Source organism: Noviherbaspirillum saxi (assembly GCF_003591035.1).
Classification (GTDB): Bacteria; Pseudomonadota; Gammaproteobacteria; order Burkholderiales; family Burkholderiaceae_D; genus Noviherbaspirillum; species Noviherbaspirillum saxi.
The window spans coordinates 720,935-743,062 of sequence record NZ_QYUO01000001.1; the positions used below are offsets into that span (position 1 = coordinate 720,935).

The 22,128-nt window shown below is 59.7% G+C and carries 16 protein-coding genes and 1 other RNA gene; 12 read left to right on the forward strand and 5 right to left on the reverse strand.

The annotated features are described in order from the left end of the window. The first annotated feature begins 123 nt into the window (after nucleotides 1-123). From D3871_RS03560 to D3871_RS03575, 4 genes are all read left to right on the forward strand, one after another. Nucleotides 124-2,511, forward strand: coding sequence for a 3-hydroxyacyl-CoA dehydrogenase/enoyl-CoA hydratase family protein (locus D3871_RS03560; protein ID WP_119767647.1), 2,388 nt, complete (start codon nucleotides 124-126; stop codon nucleotides 2,509-2,511). A gap of 25 nt (nucleotides 2,512-2,536) precedes the next feature. After that, entirely contained in the window at nucleotides 2,537-2,959 is a 423-nt protein-coding gene (locus D3871_RS03565) for a PaaI family thioesterase (RefSeq protein ID WP_119767648.1), read from the forward strand. A gap of 17 nt (nucleotides 2,960-2,976) precedes the next feature. Continuing rightward, nucleotides 2,977-4,173: an acetyl-CoA C-acyltransferase gene (locus D3871_RS03570; protein ID WP_119769866.1), complete on the forward strand. Its 1,197-nt coding sequence runs from the start codon at nucleotides 2,977-2,979 to the stop codon at nucleotides 4,171-4,173. Between the two features lie 220 nt (nucleotides 4,174-4,393). Then, nucleotides 4,394-5,161 carry an enoyl-CoA hydratase gene (locus tag D3871_RS03575; RefSeq protein ID WP_119767649.1) on the forward strand — a complete coding sequence of 256 codons (768 nt, stop codon included), beginning with the start codon at nucleotides 4,394-4,396 and terminating at the stop codon, nucleotides 5,159-5,161. A gap of 220 nt (nucleotides 5,162-5,381) precedes the next feature. On the opposite strand, the gene D3871_RS03580 is transcribed toward D3871_RS03575, so the two are convergent. The 5 genes from D3871_RS03580 to D3871_RS03595 all read right to left on the reverse strand — a co-directional run bounded on the left by D3871_RS03580 (nucleotide 5,382) and on the right by D3871_RS03595 (nucleotide 13,190). Continuing rightward, entirely contained in the window at nucleotides 5,382-5,585 is a 204-nt protein-coding gene (locus D3871_RS03580) for a hypothetical protein (RefSeq protein ID WP_119767650.1), read from the reverse strand. A 135-nt stretch (nucleotides 5,586-5,720) separates the two neighbouring features. Beyond that, nucleotides 5,721-5,888, reverse strand: a complete 168-nt coding sequence (locus D3871_RS30140) for a hypothetical protein (RefSeq protein ID WP_158597865.1) — start codon at nucleotides 5,886-5,888, stop codon at nucleotides 5,721-5,723. A gap of 11 nt (nucleotides 5,889-5,899) precedes the next feature. Then, a complete protein-coding gene (locus D3871_RS03585) occupies nucleotides 5,900-10,354 on the reverse strand; it encodes a DUF6861 domain-containing protein (RefSeq protein WP_147376740.1) in 4,455 nt (1,484 codons plus the stop codon). Nucleotides 10,355-10,555: 201 nt separating this feature from the next. Continuing rightward, entirely contained in the window at nucleotides 10,556-11,236 is a 681-nt protein-coding gene (locus tag D3871_RS03590) for a hypothetical protein (RefSeq protein WP_119767652.1), read from the reverse strand. A gap of 247 nt (nucleotides 11,237-11,483) precedes the next feature. Beyond that, nucleotides 11,484-13,190 (reverse strand): thiamine pyrophosphate-binding protein, encoded by a 1,707-nt coding sequence (locus D3871_RS03595; protein ID WP_119767653.1) that lies wholly within the window; start codon nucleotides 13,188-13,190, stop codon nucleotides 11,484-11,486. A gap of 172 nt (nucleotides 13,191-13,362) precedes the next feature. Here D3871_RS03595 and rnpB point away from each other — a divergent pair. From rnpB to D3871_RS03635, 8 genes are all read left to right on the forward strand, one after another. Further along, nucleotides 13,363-13,682, forward strand: an RNA gene (gene rnpB / locus D3871_RS03600) — RNase P RNA component class A. A 325-nt stretch (nucleotides 13,683-14,007) separates the two neighbouring features. Continuing rightward, the gene (locus D3871_RS03605; protein WP_119767654.1) at nucleotides 14,008-15,297 is read left to right on the forward strand and encodes an extracellular catalytic domain type 2 short-chain-length polyhydroxyalkanoate depolymerase; all 1,290 of its coding nucleotides are present in this window, start codon (nucleotides 14,008-14,010) and stop codon (nucleotides 15,295-15,297) included. Between the two features lie 439 nt (nucleotides 15,298-15,736). Continuing rightward, a complete protein-coding gene (gene mraZ / locus D3871_RS03610; RefSeq protein WP_119767655.1) occupies nucleotides 15,737-16,165 on the forward strand; it encodes a division/cell wall cluster transcriptional repressor MraZ in 429 nt (142 codons plus the stop codon). A gap of 8 nt (nucleotides 16,166-16,173) precedes the next feature. Next, a complete protein-coding gene (gene rsmH / locus D3871_RS03615) occupies nucleotides 16,174-17,169 on the forward strand; it encodes a 16S rRNA (cytosine(1402)-N(4))-methyltransferase RsmH (RefSeq protein ID WP_119767656.1) in 996 nt (331 codons plus the stop codon). After that, nucleotides 17,166-17,438 (forward strand): cell division protein FtsL, encoded by a 273-nt coding sequence (gene ftsL / locus D3871_RS03620; protein WP_119767657.1) that lies wholly within the window; start codon nucleotides 17,166-17,168, stop codon nucleotides 17,436-17,438. The genes rsmH and ftsL overlap by 4 nt, the downstream gene beginning before the upstream one ends. Then, on the forward strand, nucleotides 17,435-19,195 hold the full coding sequence (locus D3871_RS03625; protein ID WP_119767658.1) for a peptidoglycan D,D-transpeptidase FtsI family protein: 1,761 nt from the start codon (nucleotides 17,435-17,437) through the stop codon (nucleotides 19,193-19,195). Before ftsL ends, D3871_RS03625 begins: the two co-directional genes overlap by 4 nt. Further along, a complete protein-coding gene (locus D3871_RS03630; RefSeq protein ID WP_119767659.1) occupies nucleotides 19,195-20,742 on the forward strand; it encodes a UDP-N-acetylmuramoyl-L-alanyl-D-glutamate--2,6-diaminopimelate ligase in 1,548 nt (515 codons plus the stop codon). The genes D3871_RS03625 and D3871_RS03630 overlap by 1 nt, the downstream gene beginning before the upstream one ends. After that, the gene (locus D3871_RS03635; RefSeq protein WP_119767660.1) at nucleotides 20,742-22,127 is read left to right on the forward strand and encodes a UDP-N-acetylmuramoyl-tripeptide--D-alanyl-D-alanine ligase; all 1,386 of its coding nucleotides are present in this window, start codon (nucleotides 20,742-20,744) and stop codon (nucleotides 22,125-22,127) included. Before D3871_RS03630 ends, D3871_RS03635 begins: the two co-directional genes overlap by 1 nt. Nucleotide 22,128: the final 1 nt, after the last annotated feature.

The window sequence follows — 22,128 nt, forward strand, 5'->3', positions numbered from 1 at the left end:
TAGAGTGCTCGAGATATCACTGCAATAACTCAACCGCACTACCCCCACCCTACGCCGGGCGCCCCTATCCCCCCTTACAGGGGGAGGGAACCCTCACAGCGAAAAAATTTAAGGAATCCTCCCATGTCCAACTTCATCGTCAAGAAAGTCGCCGTGCTCGGCGCCGGCGTGATGGGTGCGCAGATTGCCGCTCATTGCGTGAACGCGAAAGTCCCCGTCGTCCTGTTCGACCTGCCCGCCAAGGAAGGCCCGAAGAACGGCATCGTGCTGCGCGCGATCGAAAACCTCAAGAAGCTCAGCCCCGCACCGCTCGGCAACAAGGATGACGCCGCGCTGATCCAGGTCGCCAACTACGAAGATAATCTCGACATCCTCAAAGGATGCGACCTGATCATCGAAGCGATCGCCGAACGCATGGACTGGAAGCATGACCTGTACAAGAAGGTCGCTTCGCATATCGCGCCGAACGCGATCTTTGCCTCCAACACATCCGGCCTGTCGATCACCGCATTGTCGGAAGGCTTCGATGCCGAACTGAAGGAGCGCTTCTGCGGCGTGCACTTCTTCAATCCGCCGCGCTACATGCATCTGGTCGAACTGATCCCGACCGTGTCGACCCGTCCGGAAATCCTCGACCAGCTCGAAGGCTTCCTGACCACCACGCTGGGCAAGGGCGTGGTCCGCGCAAAGGATACTCCGAACTTCATCGCGAACCGTGTCGGCATCTTCAGCATGATGGCGACCATGTACGAAGCGCAGAAATTCGGCTTGCCGGTCGATGTGGTCGACGACCTGACCGGCACCAAGCTCGGCCGCGCCAAGTCCGCGACTTTCCGTACCGCTGACGTGGTCGGTCTGGACACCATGGGCCATGTGATGAAGACGATGCAGGACAACCTGCAGTCCGATCCGTTCTATCCGGTCTACAAGACGCCTGAACTGCTGGCCAAGCTGATCGCTGCCGGCGCGCTCGGTCAAAAGACCGGCGGCGGCTTCTTCAAGAAGGTCGGCAAGGACATCCTGCGTTTCGATGGCGAGAAGGGCGACTATGTGCCGTCCACCGGCAAGGCCGACGATATCGTGGTGCGCATCCTGAAGGAAAAGGATCCGGCCAAGAAGATGAAGACGCTGCGCGAATCGACCAATCCGCAGGCGCAATTCCTGTGGGCGATCTTCCGCGATACCTTCCATTACATCGCCGTACACCTGGAATCGATCGCCGATTGCGCGCGTGACATCGATTTCGCATTGCGCTGGGGCTTCGGCCAGAAGAACGGCCCGTTCGAAGGCTGGCAGGCCGCCGGGTGGCAGCAGGTTGCAAGCTGGGTCAAGGAAGACATCGATGCGGGCAAGGCACTGTGCGATGCACCGCTGCCGCAATGGGTGTTTGACGGCCGCGATGGCGTACATACCGCCGAAGGTTCATGGTCGCCTGCAAAGAACGCCTACGTACCGCGTTCCGACCTGCCGGTGTACCAGCGCCAGTCTTTCCGCGCTACCGTGCTGGGCGAAAATGCACCGGACGGCACCAAGGCAGGCACCACCGTATTCGAAGACGATTCGGTCCGCATCTGGCACCAAAACGACGATGTGCTGATCCTGTCGTTGAAGACCAAGATGCACGTCATCGGTCAGGGTGTGATCAACGGTCTCGCCAAGGCAATCGACGAAGCGGAAAAGAATTACAAGGGCTTGGTGATCTGGAGCGCGGATGCAGCCGATGGCGGTGCATTCTCCGCCGGCGCCGACCTGCAATCAATGCTGCCGGTCTTCATGTCGGGCGGCATCAAGGCGATCGAGCCGGAAGTCGCCAAACTGCAACAGGCGCACCAGGCACTCAAGTATGCGAATGTGCCGGTGGTTGCGGCCGTAGCCGGCCTCGCGCTCGGCGGCGGTTGCGAATTGATGATGCACGCGGCCAAGCGCGTGGTCTCGATCGAATCCTACATCGGCCTGGTCGAAGTGGGCGTGGGCCTGGTTCCCGCAGGCGGCGGCTTGAAGGAAGCCGCAGTGCGCGCAGCAGCCGATGCCAAGGGCACCGACATCCTGCAATTCCTGAAAAACTACTTCACCAATGCAGCTACCGCCAACGTGTCGAAGTCGGCACTGGAAGCGCAAAAGATGGGCTACCTGGCGCAGAACGACGTCATCGTATTCAACCCTTACGAGTTGCTGCACGTAGCCAAGGTCGAAGCGCGCGCGATGTTCGATGCCGGCTATCGCCCGCAACTGCAGAAGCTGGTTCCGGTCGCCGGCCGCACCGGCATAGCGACCATCATGGCACAGCTGGTCAACATGCGTGACGGCGGCTTCATCTCCGCGCATGACTACAAGCTGGGCGCGATGATCGCAGAGATTGTTTGCGGCGGCGACATCGAGTCGGGCAGCCTGGTCAGCGAACAATGGCTGCTGGATCTGGAACGCAAGGCCTTCATGGAATTGCTGAACAATCCAAAGACGCAGGAACGCATCATGGGCATGATGCAGACCGGCAAACCCGTTCGTAACTGATTGATCACTAGGCGAGGACGATTTCATGGACATGCTGCAGTTCGGAAAGCAGGCGCTGGCTGCACAGCCGTTCAGCACGCTGGTCGGCGCAGTCTTGACGAGGTTCGATACGGAAGGCACCGAACTGCGTGTGCCGCTCCGTGACGAACTGAAGCAGCAGCATGGCTTCGTGCACGGCGGCGTCATCAGCTATGCCGCCGACAATGCCTTGACCTTTGCAGGCGGGGCGGCGCTCGGAACGGGTGTCGTCACCTCCGAATACAAGATCAATTACGTGCGTCCGGCCCTCGGGCAGGAGCTCGTCGCCCGTGCCGTCGCTATCCATGCAGGCAAGTCGCAGGCAGCATGCCGCTGCGACATTTTCGTCGTCAACGAAGGTAAAGAGACTTTGTGCGCAATCGCGCAAGGCACGATCGCACGGCTCCCCGCCGCGTCGTCGGCTGAATGAACCAGGAGAATTTCGAAATGAGCAAACAACTTCAAGAAGCATACGTAGTCGCCGCGACCCGCACACCGATCGGCAAGGCGCCGCGCGGCATGTTCAAGAACGTCCGTCCGGACGACTTGCTGGTGCGCGCATTGCAGGCCGCCATGGCGCAGGTGCCTAACCTCGATCCAAAAACCATCGAAGATGCCATCGTCGGCTGCTCCTTCCCGGAGGCCGAGCAGGGCATGAACATGGCGCGTAACGCCGTGCTGTTGGCCGGCCTGCCCAATACCGTGGGCGGCGTCACGATCAACCGTTACTGCGCCTCCGGCATCACCGCGGTGGCAATGGCCGCGGACCGGATCCGCGTCGGCCAGGCTGACGTCATGATCGCCGCCGGCGCCGAATCGATGTCGATGGTGCCGATGATGGGTCACCACCCGGCGATCAACATGGGCGTGTTCAAGGATGAAAACATCGGCATGGCCTACGGCATGGGCCTGACCGCGGAAAAGGTGGCGCAGCAATGGAAAATCTCCCGCGAAGCGCAAGACCAGTTTTCGCTGGAATCGCATCTCAAGGCCATCGCCGCACAGCAATCCGGTGCCCGCGAAGCGGAAATCTGCCCGGTCGAGATCGTTGAAAAATTTCCTAACCTGGCCACCGGCCAGATCGACATCAAGACCCGCACCGTCAACCAGGACGAAGGCGCGCGCGCCGACACCAGCCTGGCAGTGCTGGGCAAGCTCAAGCCGGTATTCGCCAACAAGGGCACTGTCACCGCCGGCAACAGCTCGCAGACTTCGGATGGCGCAGGCGCGCTGATCCTGGTCTCGGAAAAGATCCTGAAGCAGTTCAACCTGACGCCGCTGGCCAAGTTCTCGTCGTTCGCCGTGCGCGGCGTACCGCCGGAAATCATGGGCATTGGTCCGAAGGAAGCGATCCCCGCCGCTTGCCGCGCCGCCGGCATCACGCAAGACCAGCTCGACTGGATCGAACTGAACGAAGCCTTTGCCGCACAGGCGCTGGCCGTGATCCAGGACCTCGGCCTCGATCCTTCCAAGGTCAACCCATACGGCGGCGCGATCGCTCTCGGCCATCCGCTGGGCGCGACCGGTGCGATCCGCGCCGCGACGGCCATCCATGCGATGCGCGCGAAAAAACTGAAGTACGGCATGGTCACCATGTGCGTCGGTACCGGCATGGGTGCCGCAGGCATCTTCGAAGCGGTATAACGCGGTCGCATCATGAGCCGACATTGAATAGCCGCGCGGTCGCAAGCCGCGCGGCTTTTTTATGGAGAGCAGCATGGAGTCCGGATTTTTCCGTCCCCAATTCCGGTCGACGCTGTGGCAACAGGTCGTCACCTGGATCGGGCAGCGCACGACTAGCGAAAATCGCGCACAATCACTCTCACACAAGACAGCATAACAACCGAATTTCACAGGAGAAGATATGGATATCCAGACCAACAAGGCCAACGGCATTCTGACCATCGAGTTCAATCGCCCGGACAAGAAGAATGCCATCACCTCGGCGATGTATCAGGTGATGGCCGATGCATTGAGCGATGCCGAGAATGACAGCACCATACGTGCGATCCTCCTCATCGGCAAGCCGGAAATTTTCACGGCCGGCAACGACCTCGAAGATTTCATGAAAAATTCCTCATCGATCTCCGGTGACCGTCCGGTCGCGCAGTTCATGCGCCACCTCAGCACCGCCACCAAACCGGTGGTTGCCGCCGTTGCCGGGGCCGCAGTGGGTATCGGCACCACCATGCTCATGCATTGCGACCTGGTGTACGCGGCGGAGAATGCGAAGTTCTCGATGCCCTTTACCCAGCTCGGCCTGTGCCCGGAATTTGCCTCTAGTCTGCTGTTCCCGCAAATGGTCGGCTATCAGCGCGCAGCTGAAAAGCTCCTGCTGGGCGAAGGTTTCTCCGCGCAGGAAGCGCAGGAGATGGGCCTGGTCAGCCGCGTATTGCCTGCTGCCGATCTGATTCCGTTTGCCCAGGGACAGGCAGCGAAACTGGTGGCGTTGCCGGCATCGTCATTGCGCACGACCAAGAAGTTAATGAAGAGCGGTCAGCTGGAAGCGATGCAGCAGCGCATGCTGGAAGAGAACAAGCATTTTGGCGAAATGCTGGGGGCGAATGAAGCGAAGGAGGCGTTTACGGCGTTCTTTGAAAAGCGACGACCGGATTTTACGAAGTTTGCTTGATTGACTTACTGGGGGAATAAATTTTTGACGGTGACAACTATGTCGCCGTCAAATATATCGATTGTTATCGCCGAGTCCAATCAATAAATTTTTCCATAATAAGTTCTACTTCGTCGAAAGATAATTCAACAGGATCGTCCTGGTTTAGGAATTAGGTCAGGTTCTAAATGGTGATTCGGAAAGGCTGAGGAGTGTTTAAGTTGGAATACTTGATTGGCTCTCAATCTTGTACTTGCAATTCGCTCAATAACGGCGGTAACCCAATTTCCAACATGTACGTTCCAAAGTCTATAAATGGCACCTCTCCTATGTGATCAAAGGCAAACCATGTTGCATCGCATTCCTTGCAAATATAGATAAGCTGTTCTGTAGCTTTTATTTTTGCTTTCGCAATATCGCCTTGTTGACAGCGTGGACATAACATTTGAAATCCTTTTAATGAACTGGATATGCAGTAATAATCTGATTCGTACCAGGTCGCACGATAATCTTTACGTTTCGTTCTCCAGTCGTACCAACGATACGTCCCATTGGTACTCGTCCGTATGAACATAAATATCTATCGGTATCGCCGAGTCCATTCAATAAGTTTTTCCATAATAAGTTCTACTTCGTCGAAAGATAATTCAACAGGATCGCCCTGTTTAGTTATAGCTTTTATGTGAATCGACGATTCATCTTCCACCCACATTGCAAAATCATCGGTTTGGTAGAAATCTTTGTCCATTTTTTTCTCGCTTAAGGAAGTGATGGGTCAATAACAATATGAGGATTTCCGCTGGCATCTTTAATCTTTGTTCCGCTTGCGTCATAAAGATGAACATGCGGTGCAGCAGCCTGTGGGTCATCGTAAGGACGCCCAGTCGTTTTATCAATATGCCCGGAGTCTATCCGTAGCCGTTCTTTTCCTGTTACAGGATCAAGCCACTTGTCTGATTTGGTAGGGTGCGGCGTTAGTCCCTTAGCATTTGCGTTTGCCCGTATTTGCGAGCGACTTTTTCTTTCAATATCAGCTAAAACTATCGAAGGACTAATACCTTTACACGAGCATGCTGTTAACCCCAGCGGATCGATCCACGCTATGGGATTTGGCGCATATTGATACAGGTTATAGCCGCCCTGCAGCCCGATCGGATCCTGGCTGATGAACCGTCCTATATCCGGATCGTAGTACCGGAAGCGGTTGTAATGCAATCCGGTTTCACTATCGCAGTATTGCCCCTGGAAACGGATCGGCTGCACCTCGGCAAACGTGTCGGCGCCGGGCGTGCTGCTCGCGTCGGGTTCAGGTTCCAAGGTTACGGCCAGCGTATTGCCCCATGCCCGGTAGGTCGCTGCCCACACCAGCTTGCCGTCGTCGGCAGTCAGTTCGCGCGGCGTGCCCAGATGATCGACATGCAGATGCCGGATGCGCTGTGCCTGGCGACGGCTCCCTGTGGCTTGCCCGACCTGCGGGGCGCTGTTCTGCACCTGCGCCAAGGGCACGAACGACTCCGGCTCATACACATGGGTGCGCATGTGACTGCCCCTCGTCTCGCACAGCAAGCGGTTGCCATCCCAGAGGAACCGTGTGGTGCCGAACGCATCGCGCTTGAACAGGCGCCGCCCGAACGGATCATAGCCATAGCGTACCGTTTGCACTGCCGGCTGGTCTTCCTGCGCAGGGCGGGTGACGTTCGCTTCGACCAGTTGATGCTCGGCATTCCAGCGCAGCGTCATCTGCATATGGCGGCCGATCTTCTTGTCGATCAGGTTGCCATGCGTATCGTATGCAAACCGCTTGTCTTCATGCACGGTGACCCGGTTGTTGACGATGCGCCCGGCGCTGCCGGTGGCGTGCTGCGCATCGAGCAGGTTGTGCGCCGGATCGAACGCAAAGACTTCCGCCAGGGTCGGCTGCGTGGCTTGCAGCAGGCGGCCGATGGCGTCGTACTGGTAGCGGGTAAGCCCGCTGCGGCGGTCCTCCAGCGTGGCCAGGTTGCCGGCACGGTCATAGCCGTAATGGCGGCTGAGGAGGCCGTCTTCTCCCTTGCTGGCCTGCTGGGCGGTCAGCCGTCCCGCCGGGTCATACTGGAACCGGCTGGCCATCGCCCCCTGGGTGCGGCCGATCACCCGATGCAGCGCATCGCGCTCCAGATCGGTGACCACCTCGCCGTCCAGGCTGATCTGGTGCAGATGCCCGCTGCCGTAATACAACTGCTGCATCACCCTGCCATCGGGCAAGGTGGTCTGGAGCCGGTTGCCCAGCGCATCGTAGGCATGGGTGAGCGTGGTGGCGCGGCCTTCGGCGGTGGTGGTCTCGGCCACCAGTTGCCCGATCGCGTCATACTGCAGCTGCACATGGGCGTGCTGGTTTCTGGCTTGCACCAGCCGGCCCAGCTTGTCATACGCATACACGCTGCGCAATTGCTCGGCCTGGGCGGCCCCGGTCAGGTGCGAGACGATCTTTTCGATCAGCCGGCCACCGCCATCGCGGCGGTAGGTGGTTTCGATCGCTGCGCTCTGTGCCGTCGCCAGCGGCGCCAGGTTGGGCAGCGTGCCCAATTCTTCCCTGGCCACCGGCAAGCCGGAGGCATCATAGCGGTAGCGCGTGACCCGTGCATCCACCCTGATTTCCTGCACCAGCCGGTCCGCCGCATCGTAGGCAAAGGCATGCACCGCCCCATTCTCGTTGACCAGTTGCACCAGTCGCCGGGCGGCGTCGTAGCGGTATTGCAACACCTGCCCGAGCGCATCGGTACGGGTCAGCGGCTTGCCATCGACATCGCGCGCATAGACGGTGCGCTGACCGGCGCCATCGACATGGGCGATGAGCCGGCCCAGCGCATCGTAGTCCAGTTGTTCTTCGCGGCCATCCGGCGCAACGATCGCCGTCAGCCGGCCAAGTTGATCATGGCGATAGCGGGTGACGTGTCCCAGCGCATCCCGGAGCGCGATCAGCCGGCCCTCGTCATCGTAGTCAAAGCGGGTGGTGTGCTGCGCGCAATCGGTATGGCTGCGTACCTGACCGCTGCTGTCATACGCGAAGGTGCGGGTCTTGCCGTGCGCATCGATGATGGCCAGCGGCAAGCCGCGCCCATCATGGCGGTAGTGCGTGCGCTGGCCCAGCGCATCGGTGACCGAAGCCAGGTTGCCGCAGGCATCGTAGCGGTAGGCGGTGATGCCGCCTTCGGCATCGGTCACCAGCGCCGGCTGGCTGGTGCGGCCGTCGTACACGATGCGGGTGATGCCGCCCTCGGGCGCTTCGATGCGGATCAGCAGGCTGCGGCTGTCGTAGCGATAGCGGGTGGTGCGCCCGGCCGCATCGGTGGCTGCCAGCACATTGCCATAGTCGTCGAGCAACTGCTCGGTACGCTGCCCCAGCGCATCGGTAGCGCCGGTATAACGCTGCGCGCGGTCAAAGCGGTACGTATGGCGGCGCCCGAGCCGGTCGGTGACCACCGTTTCATGCGGCCGATAGTCGAACGACCAGGATTGGCCGCTATTGGTCCAGTGCCGGAGCACGCGGCCGGCGGGGCGGTAGTCATCGTACGTGTATTCGGCGATCAACCCGCCGGGCTGGCTGTGGCGGATCAGGAGATGGTTGCGGTAGCCGAATTCACGCACCGTCTGGCCCAGCCGGTTGCGGACCCGGATCAAGTCGCCGGCGGCATCGTAGTCATAGTGCACCAGCGGCACGGCGCTAGGCGGCACCGGCGCCTCGGGGGTGTCGCGCAACAGCGAGACCGTGCGCAGGCGTGGCCCGCTAAAGTCCAGCACATAGGTGCGGCCGGCGCTGTCGAACAGGCGGGTCGGTTGCCGGCATTCATCGTAGAGAATGCGGGTGGTGTTGCCGTTGCGGTCGGTGATGTCGGTCAGGTGGGCCATCCCGGCATGCGGGTCCGCCAGCGCGAAGGTGCTGTGGGTCTGGTCGCGGTCGATCAGCGCAAAGCACAAGGCAGACAGCCGCACCAGCGTGACTTGCTCGTAGGGAGAATACAGGCGCTGGCCGATCTGGGGCAGGCTGAAGCTGACTTCCCGCTGTTGCGGATCGAGCACGACGACGTGATCGGCGCTTACCTGCAGCGCCAGCGAGATCGGCAGGCTCCAGCCCTGGCCGAGCCAGCCGGTGCGGGGATTGTCGGAACTGTAGCTGCGCTGCCAGAGCAGGGGCAGGGGCGCGGGCAAGGCGAAATCGCGCTCGAGCTCGCCGGTGAGCAGCTTGTTGCCGAAGATCGGGTTGACTGGATGGCCGACGGTCACGCACTGCTTGCAGGATTTGCCGCGGCCCTCGCTGGTCTTGCCGGCCGGGGCGGGCGCGGCAGCGGGGTCAGAATCGGGTGCCGGTGCGGCAGGCTTGGAACGTACCGGAGGACGCTCGGCCGCCGAAGCGCCGGGTTGCAAGACCGGGCTCTTGTGCAGCGCCGCTTCATTGGCGGCCACCCATTGGGCAAACCGCGGCCCCAGCTTGCTGCCGGCCAGTTCCTTGTAGAGCGCGCTCCTGATTGCCTGGCTGCGCATGAGCGCCGTTGTCACGCCCGACAGGACCGCTACGAGCAGCGCTACCTGGCCGTGCGCGAACGCGTCGGCTGCGCGCGCCATGTCGGCGACGTAACGGCCGGTATCGGTGTCCTTGAAATTGGCTGCATTCCAGGACAGCGCAAATCCGCGGGCAAAATGCTGCGCCAAGTCGACGATGCCCTTGAGCAGTTCCTGGGCCAGACTAACTAACCCGATCAGCAGCATGGCCTTCGACCCGAGGGCCGCACCGGCCTGGGCGCCGGCGATGGCACCGGGAATGGCGCCAATACCGCCGGCCAGCGAACCGGCAGCGGCGCCGGCCACACCGCCCAGCACCGCACCTCCGCCCACAAACAGCGCCACTTCCTCGGCTACATCGCGCACGATGTTCAGCACTGTCTGGCCAATACCTGTCCAGTCGAAGCCTGGCAGCGCGGCGCGGATCAGGGAGGTGGCGCGCGGTGCACCCTGGGCAAAGGCAATTCCGACGCAGTAGCCGTTACGTACGGCAGGCAAGGTGGTGACTTCCCGCGCCAGCACCTCATAACTTGCGCTGATTTGATGGGTATGAAAGCGTATGCGCTGCTGGATATCTGTCTTGAGTTCGATGCCGGCCGCATGGTAGGCCCGTTCGAATTGCTGCAACACATAGGCAGGGGAGGTGTGACCGGGAGAAGGCGGGACGGGCGGCATGAAAAGCGGAAGCGGCGAAGCGGCCGGTGTTGTCAAAAAAGAATGTTAACAATACATCAACATTTTGACGCCACGCAAGTACCTTTTGACTGTCCCGGAACGGCACATGTACATGCTCTTTTATGTGCAGGTCGAAAGTATCTGCGTCCGGCAAGGCACGCCCCACCGAATAACGCAGGCGATAACGATTGATCGGACGATTTAATGCCGATGTAGCAACCGCGCCCACCATCCTTTGCGCGGCATGATATGTTCCGTCGGGATCGGCGTATCGACCTCGGCAGATTTCTGGACGTATATCGGTGGCGGCGACACGGGTTCCGCTGGTGGGGGCGGACCATCGGATTCGGACGACGACTGTGCCGGCGTGGGGGGTGGCGCTGCGTCCTGCATTTGCCGCGGAGGTCGCGACGGTTCGACCTCGGGCGGCTTTTCGGTTGATTTGAAATCAGGAGACGCACCGGATGGGGTTTGCTGTGCGGGAGTCAGCGACTCGACCTGCTTGTCGTACTCCAGAAACAATACCTTGCTTTCCAGTACCTTGATGACGCTGTCCTTGTCTGCCAGTCGGGCACGCAACTCACTGGTCACCTGGTCTTTCACCTTGCGCAGCTCCGCTTCCAGCGTGAGAGCGCGCTCGAGCGAGCGGTTTCTTTCTTCCAGAATGGTAATTCTCATCTTGTCATGGTCCGGTGCAAAGCCATGCTCGGGATCGTTGGCATGCAGTCGTCCGTAGGTTCGCAGCAACTCGGATGTCTCGATTTGCGTCTCGCCTTCTGGGGTCACCGTCTTGGAAAGACGACCGCGTTCAATATCGCGATACAGGGTTGATCGGTTTCTGCGAACAAGTTTCGCAGCCTCGGTGATGGAAACGAATGCCATATTCCGGAAGCGTTTTAGTTGTGAGTATCAAAACTCCTTCAATGAGGAGACCAGGATGGCGTCAATATCGCGGGCAGGAGAGTGCGCCGTCGGTGCAAGCCGCCGTGTATGACTTGACCGTCCAATCACGAAAAGATTCTGTCGCGGCGCACAAAAGTCATCGCTTTTGAATTACGGCAAGTTCGACAAATAAAAAATGCCCGATCGCATGAAGTCGATCAGGCACTTTTTCCAAGAAGAAAGATTGTCAGGACTTGTTCTTGAGAGCCGTATCTCGAATCGTCTGCAAGGTCGCGTTCGGCGTGATGAGGTCGGCGTCGTATCGCAGTTCGATCAAGGCCGGCATGCCGGTGGTTTGCATATGGACGCGGGCGCGTCCAAGCGCAGCGGCAAACCCGTCTGTCGTATCGACTGCTTCGCCGAATGCGCCATACGCACGTGCAAGCACGGCGAAATCCGGATTGTGCAAGGTGGTGCCCGATACCCGTGCCGGGAATTCGCGCTCCTGATGCATGCGTATCGTGCCAAAGGTCCCGTTGTTAAAGACGATAAACAGGACTGCGGCGCGATACTGCACCGCAGTCGCCAGCTCCTGTCCATTCATCAGGAAGTCGCCGTCGCCGGCGAAGTTGACCACGCTGCGCTGCCTGCCCGCATGCTGTTCGACGATGCTCGCGGCGACAGCCGACGGCGCGCCATATCCCATGGCACCGGACGTCGGCGCAAGCTGGGTGCGAAAGCCGCCATAGTTCCAGAACCGGTGCGCCCACGTGGCGAAGTTGCCTGCGCCATTGGTGATGATGGTATCGGCCGGCAGGGCGCCTTGCAGCGTCTGCACGACTTGCCAGAGATTCAGTGTGGCTTGCTTGTCCTTGAAGATCGGCGGCTCTTCCTGCCAGGTCTTGAGTTCGTTGCGTGCTTCTTCGACCGTGTGACGCCAGGCGCTTGCATCGATCGGTTGCATCTCTGCGAGCGCCGCGGCAATCTGCTGCATGCCGCTGTTGATCATCAGGTCCGCCTGATACACGCGCCCAAGTTCATCCGCGCCGCTATGGACATGGACCAGCCCTTGGCGTGGGCAGGGCGCTTCGAGCAAGGTATAGCCGCCGGTCGTCATTTCACCCAGCCTGGGGCCGATGGCGATTACCAGATCCGAGGACTTGATGCGCGCGGCGAGCTTGGGATTGATGCCGATGCCGACGTCGCCGACGTAATGTGCATGCCGGTTGTCGAGCAGGTCCTGAAAACGGAATGCGCAGGCAACCGGCAAGGCATTGGCTTCGGCAAAGCGGCGCATGTTGTCGCAGGCGTTCACGTCCCAGCCCGTGCCGCCGAGGATGACAACCGGACGCTGTGCGCGCGCAAGCATATCGCGCAGCTGCGCTATCTGCCCGGCTGACGGAGCTGCCTGCACCGGCCTGTACCTGCGCACATCCGCGACATCGGCGCGAGCACTCAACACATCTTCCGGCAGCGCCAGCACGACCGGCCCGGGACGGCCGCTGGTGGCGACCTGAAAGGCGCGCGCCACATATTCAGGAATGCGTTCGGCGCGATCAATCTGTGCTACCCATTTGGTCATCGTGCCAAACATGCGGCGGTAATCGATTTCCTGAAATGCCTCGCGCTCGACGAAGTCATTACCGACTTGGCCGATGAACAGGATCATCGGAGTCGAATCCTGGTGTGCGGTATGCACGCCGATCGACGCATTGGTTGCACCGGGGCCGCGTGTAACGAAGCAGAGGCCGGGGCGCCCGGTCAGTTTGCCGTAGGCCTCGGCCATGAACGCCGCGCCACCTTCCTGGCGATTGATGATGAAGCGAATCGACGAGTCGTGCAGCGCATCTAGCACCGCCAGATAACTTTCACCAGGCACGCCGAACGCGATATCGGCGCCATGGGTTTGCAATGCATCGACCAATATCTGGCCGCCGGTGCGGGAAGTTGGCATAGTCGTGGGCGTTGTGAGTCAAGGCTTCAGCAATATAGCGCAAGCAGGCGATTCGTGCGGATGTGGTCACCATGCATTCATGCTGCGCCGCAAACTTGCGCGCACACCGGGTACGTGGGACACGGTGCCGAATCTTCCGCCCTGGTTGCGCGCCTGCGTTACAATGCCGCGTGAAGTAAGCCAGACAGCCGCTGGCCATCGCAAGATGGCGGGAGGAAGGTCCGGACTCCATAGAGCAGGGTGACGGCTAACGACCGTCCGCCGTGAGGCGCGGAATAGGGCCACAGAGACGAGCGTATTAAGTTACGGTGAAACGCGGTAACCTCCACCCGGAGCAATTTCAAATAGGCACGCATTGATGCTGCTCGCGGAGCGTGCGGGTAGAAAGCTTGAGCCGTGGAGCAATTCACGGCCTAGAGGAATGGCTGTCATAGCGCGCGGGGGCAACTCTTCGCGCCGTAACAGAATCCGGCCTATCGGCTTGCTTCACTTTATTCGATATCGATGCGTCAAATGTATGCAAATTTGCGATTGAATTGTGTGCAATATGTTGTGCGAATCACAGTAAAAGAATGCGCACACTTTGCAACTTGAGCAATCTCAACGCAATTGGACGCGAGCTTCTATACAGTAAGCCTCTTGATAGAGCCCGTTGGCCGTGGGATGGATAACAGAGAATAGTGGAGGATTGCAGATTCGGACGTACCTTCGAATTAGCGGCCGCTAACCCAGTATCACCACAGGACAACCGGAATTGCTTTCCCGCTTCCGAACTTCATCCCACGACCAACGGGCTTTTCTTACAAGGAGTGCGATCATGCATCTCCTTCGTCTGCTTATTTCGTTCACCTGTTCTCTAATACGACATCAGGCACTCGGCGCGGTTCTGCTGAGTGCTGTCATCGCATGCCTGTCCGGTACGGCGTGTGCTGCTCCGGTTTCCTTACCAGGCCTTCATGTCGACAACACGCAAACCTCGGTGTCGGGTTTGTCGTCAGGCGGCTTCATGGCGGTGCAATTCAGCGTTGCCTATTCATCGAGTATTGTAGGTGCGGGCATCATCGCCGGAGGGCCCTACTATTGCGCACAGGGCGAAGTTGATATCGCAACGACGCGCTGCAGCTGCACCGGCATTCCCTTTTTCTCAACGTGCGAAGTAGGTCCTGGTTCCACCAATGTCGACCGTCTGGCGACAATCACCAAAAGTGCCGCCGCCGAAGGCAAGATCGATGCGGTGTCAGGCATGCGTGCCCAACGCCTGTGGCTGTTTTCCGGTGGGCGCGACAGCGTCGTGCCGCCGCCGGTCATGCAGGATCTGCAGGCCTATTACCATCGCTTCGTTCCCGCAGCACAGGTCCGGCTCGTCCAGGACGCGCGCGCTGAACACACATTTCCGACTGAAAGCTTCGGCAACGACTGCGGGGAGCTTGGCAGTCCCTATCTGAGCAAATGCGGCATTGATACGGCCGGCGAATTGCTGAAGTGGATTTACGGTCCACTCAATCCACGCAGCAACAGTCCTGGCGGAAGGATCATTGAATTCGATCAGGCGGAATTCGTGGACAGCGGACGTGCATCGGATGTCGGCCTGGCCGACTCCGGCTTCGCCTATGTGCCCGCTGCTTGCGACAACCGCCCGGGCACGCGCTGCCGCCTGCACGTCGCCTTCCATGGGTGCCGGCAGAATGCCTCTACCGTGGGCGACGACTTCGTGCGCCATGCCGGCTATAACGAATGGGCGGACGCCAACCGGATGGTGATTCTGTATCCGCAGACGACATCCCGGTTTTTGCGCAATCCGAATGCCTGCTGGGACTGGTTCAACTTCGGCCGCAATGACCCGGATTACGCCAACCGGAATGGACGGCAGATGCGAGCCGTCAAGGCGATGGTCGAGCGGCTGATGGTACAGCGCACGCCGCTGCCGGTGCGTACCTGCTTTACCGCAACCAATGCCGAGCATGTGCGTGCCGGTCGGGCATACGATCGTTTCCTTCTGGCTTTTGCCTATGGCTCGAATCAGCTGCTTGGTTTCGATAACAGTTTTACCACAAGCTCCCTGCAGCAAACCGGTCCGACGACTTATGTGATCGCTGCTTGTCCCTGAGTTGCAAAACGCTTCGGCGGCCACATCCACGCCAAACCTGCCGAAATGACAGATTTGTTCGTCTGGCAAAGAATGAACGTCTTGTCGTGTGGCATATCAAAGTTCCGAATAGCAATGGAATCACCATCCAATTGAGCTTTCCTGCGCTCTGTCAAACACATGTGTACTTCTAAGACGTCACCTTCAGTGTCAACGATAAGTACTTAATTTTTTTGAGAATTCACTAAACACGTTGCTCTAACGAAACGCGCTAAGTCATTGACTTCATTAGAAAAAACCCCATTTTTGTTGCCGGATATTACTTGACCGCAAATTAACCTCCCTTTAAAGTGGGCGGCAGTGTGAAAAAGTGTATTTTTGTGGGTGAAATTGCAGCGTCGGCTCCCAAAACCTTGTTTCACAGACATTACAAATAACGACAACCACGAGGGTAATCAGGGTGTTTCAGGGCGCGTCAGCACTGAGTCTCGATGCAAAAGGACGGATGACTATCCCGTCCAAGCATCGCGACGCCTTGTCGCTTCAATGCGAAGGCGGCGTCACGCTGACCAAGCATCCGCATGGTTGTCTGCTGTTCTTCCCCCGTCCCGTCTGGGAAAGCCACCGTGAACAGATCGCCGCCTGGCCGATGTCGGCCCGCGCCTGGCAACGGATTTTCCTGGGCAATGCCTCCGATGTCGATATGGATTCCGCCGGCCGCATTTTGATCGCGCCCGAACTGCGCAGTGCCGTCGGCTTGACGCGCGATGTGATGTTGCTCGGCATGGGCAGCCATTTCGAAATCTGGGATGCGGAAAAGCTCGCTGAAAGCGAAGCGCAGGCAGTGGCGAACGGCATGCCGGACGCATTAAGTAACTTTTCATTCTGACGGCCCATATGACAAATCAGACGGTGCCGGAATTGCAGCACCGTACGGTGCTGCTGGAAGAGGCGGTTGAAGCATTGCATATCGACGGCGAGCGCGCCAATGGCGTGTATGTCGATGGCACCTTCGGCCGCGGCGGTCACAGCCGCCGGATCCTCGAGCGTCTCGGTCCGCAAGGCCGGTTGATCGCATTCGACAAGGATCCGCAGGCGATTGCGACGGCGAGCACGATAGGTGACGCGCGATTTCAAATCGTGCATGACAGTTTCGCCACCCTGAGCGATGCGCTGAACGCACGCGGAATCGCGCAGGTGGATGGGATCTTGCTGGACCTGGGAATCTCCTCGCCGCAAGTAGATGAGGCGGCGCGGGGCTTCAGTTTTCGACTGGATGGTCCGCTCGACATGCGCATGGATACCACGCGCGGCATGTCGGCGGCAGAGTGGCTCGCGACCGAGGCTGAACAGACGATAGGAAAGGTTATAAAAGATTATGGGGAAGAACGGTTTGCTTTTCAGATTGCAAAGGCGATTACTGCTCGCAGGACAGTCGCCCCAATTTCAACCACACGACAGCTTGCCGAGATCGTGGCACACGCCGTCAAAACCCGCGAGAAGGGCAAAGATCCGGCCACTCGCACATTTCAGGCTATCCGGATTTACATCAATAAAGAGCTTGAAGAACTCGAAATAGGACTCGACGCCGCATTTGAAAAATTGGCTCCGCACGGGAGATTGGCTGTGATCAGCTTTCATTCACTGGAAGATCGCATCGTCAAGCGCTTCATGGCTTCCAAAGCCAACGCGCCGCAGCCAGACCGTCGCCTGCCGATTCGTGCCGTCGACCTGCCGCAGCCGCAATTGAAGCTGCTGGCAAAAATGAAACCCTCCGACGCCGAAGTCGCGGGCAACCCGCGTGCCCGTTCAGCGATCATGCGGGTTGCCCAGCGCACGACGGTGGCGCTTGGATCCTCCGCATCATCAGCATTACCGGGGAGCGCTCCGTGAGCGGCCGCGTCAATATCCTCCTGACCATCGCGCTGGTCGGGTGCGCACTGTTTACCGTGAACGCGCAGTATCAATCCCGCCGCCTGTTCATCGAACTGGAGCGCGCGCAGGCTGCCGCCCGCCAGCTTGAGATTGAATGGTCGCAGCTCCAGCTCGATCAGTCGACGCTGGGCAAGCATGCGCGCATTGAAGCCAATGCACGGCGCGATCTCAGTATGGCCGCGGTTACTCCCAATCGAACGCAATACCTGACCTCGGGAGCGAAATGATGCGCGCCGCTTCCCGTACCGCGGCAGGCAAGGGCGTTCAGTTCAGCGCCAGTCCGGTGCTGGCTGTCAAGCTGCCAGTATGGCGCTCGCGCGTCGTGCTGTTCGTCCTGTTCGCCGCGTTCGCCGCGCTGGTGGGCCGTGCGTTGTGGTTGCAAGGTTTGTCGACCGAATTCCTGCAAAAACAGGGCGCATCGCGTTATGCGCGTACGCTCGAGCTGCCGGCAACCCGCGGCAAGATCACCGATCGCAACGGCCAGATGCTGGCCTCGTCACTGCCGGTCAAGGCGATCTGGGCCATTCCGGAAGACGTGTCCGAAGCGCCGCCCGAAAAACTGCGCGAACTGGCCAAGCTGCTCGACATGAGCGAGCGCGACCTGAGCAAGAAACTGGACTCGGATCGTACCTTTGTCTATCTGAAGCGTCAGGTCGAACAGGAAACCGTCGACAAGATCCTCAAACTCGGCATCGCCGGTATCGAAACCCGCAAGGAATACAAGCGCTACTATCCGGAAGGCGAAGTGCTGGCGCATATCGTCGGCTTTACCAATGTCGAAGACGCCGGCCAGGAAGGCATGGAACTGGCCTTTCAAAAGAATCTCGCGGGCACCACGGGCACCCGGCGCGTGATCAAGGACCGGCTCGGCCGCGTGGTGGAAGACATCGGGTCCGCCCGCCTGCCGCATGACGGCAAGGATCTGGCGCTCTCGATCGATCGCAAGATTCAGTACATCGCGTTTTCGCATTTGAAGGAAGCGGTGGAAAAGCACAAGGCCAAGGCGGCTGGTATCGTCGTGCTCGATGTAAAGACCGGCGAAGTGCTGGCGCTCGCCAATCTGCCGACGTATAACCCGAACGACCGCTCCGGATTGACCGGCGCCCAGCTGCGCAACCGCGTTCTCACTGACACCTTCGAGCCTGGCTCTACCTTGAAGCCGTTCACCATCGCACTGGGCCTGGAGAACAAGCTGGTCACGCCGATGACCAATATCCAGACCGCTCCCGGGCGCCTCACAATTGGAAAAGCAACGATCGGCGACGCGCACCCGCACGGCATGCTGACGGTTGCGCAAGTGCTTGAGAAATCCTCCAATGTCGGTACCGCCAAAATCGCGCTGCAGATGCAGCCGCAACAGATGTGGGAATTGTTTACCTCGGTCGGGTTCGGGCAGCAGCCGAAGCTGGATTTCCCTGGCGCGGTAGCCGGCCGGGTCCGTCCGCACAAATCCTGGAAGCCGATCGAACAGGCGACCATGAGCTACGGGCACGGTATCTCGACGTCCTTGATCCAGATGGCGCATTCCTACATGATCTTTGCGCGTGACGGGGAAATGATACCGATCACCTTCCACAAGTCCGGCGACGAGCCGATCGGTCAGCGTGTGATTTCGTCCAAGACTGCGCGGGATGTACGCGGGATGCTGGAGATGGCCGCCGGTCCGACAGGGACCGCGCCGCAGGCCCAGGTGCCGGGATATCGGGTCGCCGGCAAGACCGGTACTGCGCACAAGCTGATCGGCCGCCAGTACGGCAATAAATACGTCGCATCCTTCGTCGGCTTTGCGCCGGTCTCCAATCCGCGCATCATCGTGGCGGTAATGGTGGACGAGCCGTCCAACGGTCAGCACTACGGAGGTCAGGTCGCCGGGCCCGTATTTGCCGCGGTGACTGCCAATGCATTGCGTGCATTGAACGTATCGCCCGACACGGCGGTTACCGACATCATCATCCCGGCCGATGCGCCGAAGGAGAGCCTGTGATGAGCATTGCTACCTTCATCCAGGGCACCAACATTGCCGATATCCTGGCCTGGCTCCATGCCGAGGCGCCCGGTGCACAGCTGTCTTCCGATTCGCGCAACGTACGGCCCGGCGATGTGTTCTTCGCGTATCCCGGCGACGTGGCGGATGGCCGCAACTATATTGCGCAGGCCGTTGCCAACGGCGCGCGCGCAGTCGTGTACGAGACGGATCGCTTTACATGGAACGATGGTTGGAATGTCGCGCATCTCGGTGTGAATGGCCTGAAAAAGACCGCCGGCCCGATAGCGCATGCCTACTATGAAGCGCCGGACAAGGACATGTTTTGCGTGGCCGTCACTGGCACCAACGGCAAGACTTCCTGCACCCAGTGGTTGGGCCGGGCGCTGTCGCGCCTGGGCCAGCCGACCGCAGTGATCGGCACGCTGGGAATTGGGCTGTTTCAGCGCGGAGAGCATGGCGGCTTTAATGTCACCGGATATACCACGCCCGATGCGGTATTGCTGCAGCGGGCCCTTGCGCAGCTGCGCGACGGCGGAGCACGTGCGCTGGCTATCGAAGCCTCATCGATAGGCATTGATCAGGGACGCATGAACGGCATGAAGGTGAACGTCGCATTGTTCACCAATTTCAGCCGCGACCATCTCGATTATCACGGTGACATGAATGCCTATGAGGCGGCCAAGCGCGCGCTGTTCGATTGGCCGGGCCTGAGCCATGCGGTGATCAATCTCGATGATGAGATGGGCATGCGGCTGGTACAGCACCTGCAGCAGCACAATGCATCCGTCGCCATCACCGGTTACACCGTGAGCGATCGCAGCGCGCCGGGCATTTCGGTATTGCGCGCGAACGAGATTCGGAGCAGTCATGGCGGGACCGCATTCAAGCTCGATGCCGACGCCGGTTCGGCGCAGGTGAAGACGCAATTGATCGGCCAGTTCAATGTGAGCAATGTGCTGGGTATCATCGGCGTCTTGCTTGCTAACAAGGTTGCATTCAAGGCCGCCATCGACGCGGTCGAGTCGCTTGTCTCCGTACCCGGCCGCATGCAACAGCTTGGCGGCCAGGAAGCGCCGCTGATGGTGATCGACTATGCGCATACGCCCGATGCGCTGGAAAAGACGATAACGACGCTGCGTCAGGTCGCGCAGCAGCGCGGCGGCCAGTTGTGGTGCGTATTCGGCTGCGGTGGCGACCGCGACCCAGGCAAGCGGCCTCAGATGGGAACAATCGCGCAGGCAGCCGATCATGTCATCGTCACAAGCGACAATCCGCGCAGCGAAGAGCCGTCGGCCATTCTCTCGCAGATCGTCGCCGGTATCGACGCTCAGAAGATGCAGAAGGATGCGCTGCACGTGATCGAAGATCGTGCCGCCGCTATCCTGTGGGCCGGCCGTCATGCGGCAAAAAACGATGTGGTCTTGTTGGCAGGGAAGGGCCACGAATCGTATCAAGAAATCAAAGGCAAAAAATTGCCGTTTTTGGATGCAGACCACGCCGCGCTGGCGCTGGCTGCAAGAGCAACAATGAAGGGGATGATGTAATGAAATCATCATTGGCTGTGATCCAGCCAAGGATTTCTGGTGCCGCCGTCGTGAATACGGCTGCGACGGATGTGGTGTTTGACGGCGTGTCCACCGACAGCCGCAACGTCGCCGCCGGCAATCTGTTCGTCGCCTTGCGCGGCGAACGGTTCGACGCGCACGATTTTCTGGCCGATGTCGCGTCGCGCGGCGTCGCCGCCGTTGTCGTCGAGCGTGTGCCTGCTGGATTGACCATACCGGCGCTGGTCGTTCCCGACACTCGCATTGCATTGGGCGAAATCGGCGCGTTCTGGCGCAGCGGGTTCACGCTTCCTGTGATCGGCGTTGCCGGCAGCAACGGCAAGACCACGGTCAAGGAAATGATCGCCTCCATCCTTGCCGCTGCCTTCGGCGCCGATAACACAATGGCCACGCGTGGCAACCTGAACAATGACATTGGCGTACCGCTCACGATATTTCGTCTCAACGATACCTATAAGGCTGCGGTCGTCGAGCTAGGCATGAATCATCCGGGCGAGATTGCTGCCATTACCGCCATCGCACAGCCTACGGTGGGATTGGTGAACAATGCACAACGCGAGCACCAGGAATTCATGGAAAGCGTGGAGGCGGTGGCAAAGGAAAACGGCGGTGTGATTCTCGGCCTGCCGGCAGACGGCGTCGCGGTGTTTCCGGCCGATGACACCTACACCACACTGTGGAAGGCCTACGCCGGCCAACGTAAAACAATGACATTCGGCCTCGCGCAAGATGCCGATGTCACTTGCACATTTCAGGTGAACGATTTCGGCAGTGACCTGTCCATTACTGCCGGTGGGAAACAATTTCAGGTTTCACTCTCTGCAGCGGGCGTACATAACGTGCGCAATGCACTGGCGGCGACTGCATGTGCGCTGGCGATCGGGGTGTCCGAAGACGCGGTGAAACGCGGACTCGAGGCATTCGCCCCGGTCAACGGACGCCTGCAGCGCAAGACCGCGAAGAGTGGGGCACTGGTAATCGACGATACCTATAACGCAAACCCGGATTCGGTGCGCGCGGCAATCGATGTGTTGTCGCATGCGCCGTCTCCCCGCGTGCTGGTGCTGGGCGACATGGGTGAAGTGGGCGATGAAGGCCCGCAGTTCCATGTCGAGATCGGCAACTATGCGCGGCAGCATGGCATTGACCGTTTGCTAACGCTGGGCCAGCTGGCCAGCCATGCAAGCAATGCCTTCGGCGCGGGTGGGCAGCATTACGACGATATCGATTCGATCAACCAGGCGACCGAAGCATTGGTTTCCGCCGATACGACGGCGCTGGTGAAGGGCTCGCGTTTCATGAAGATGGAGCGCGTGGTCCAGCACCTCGTCAATCAGATGGATCAAGGACAGGGAACGCACTGAC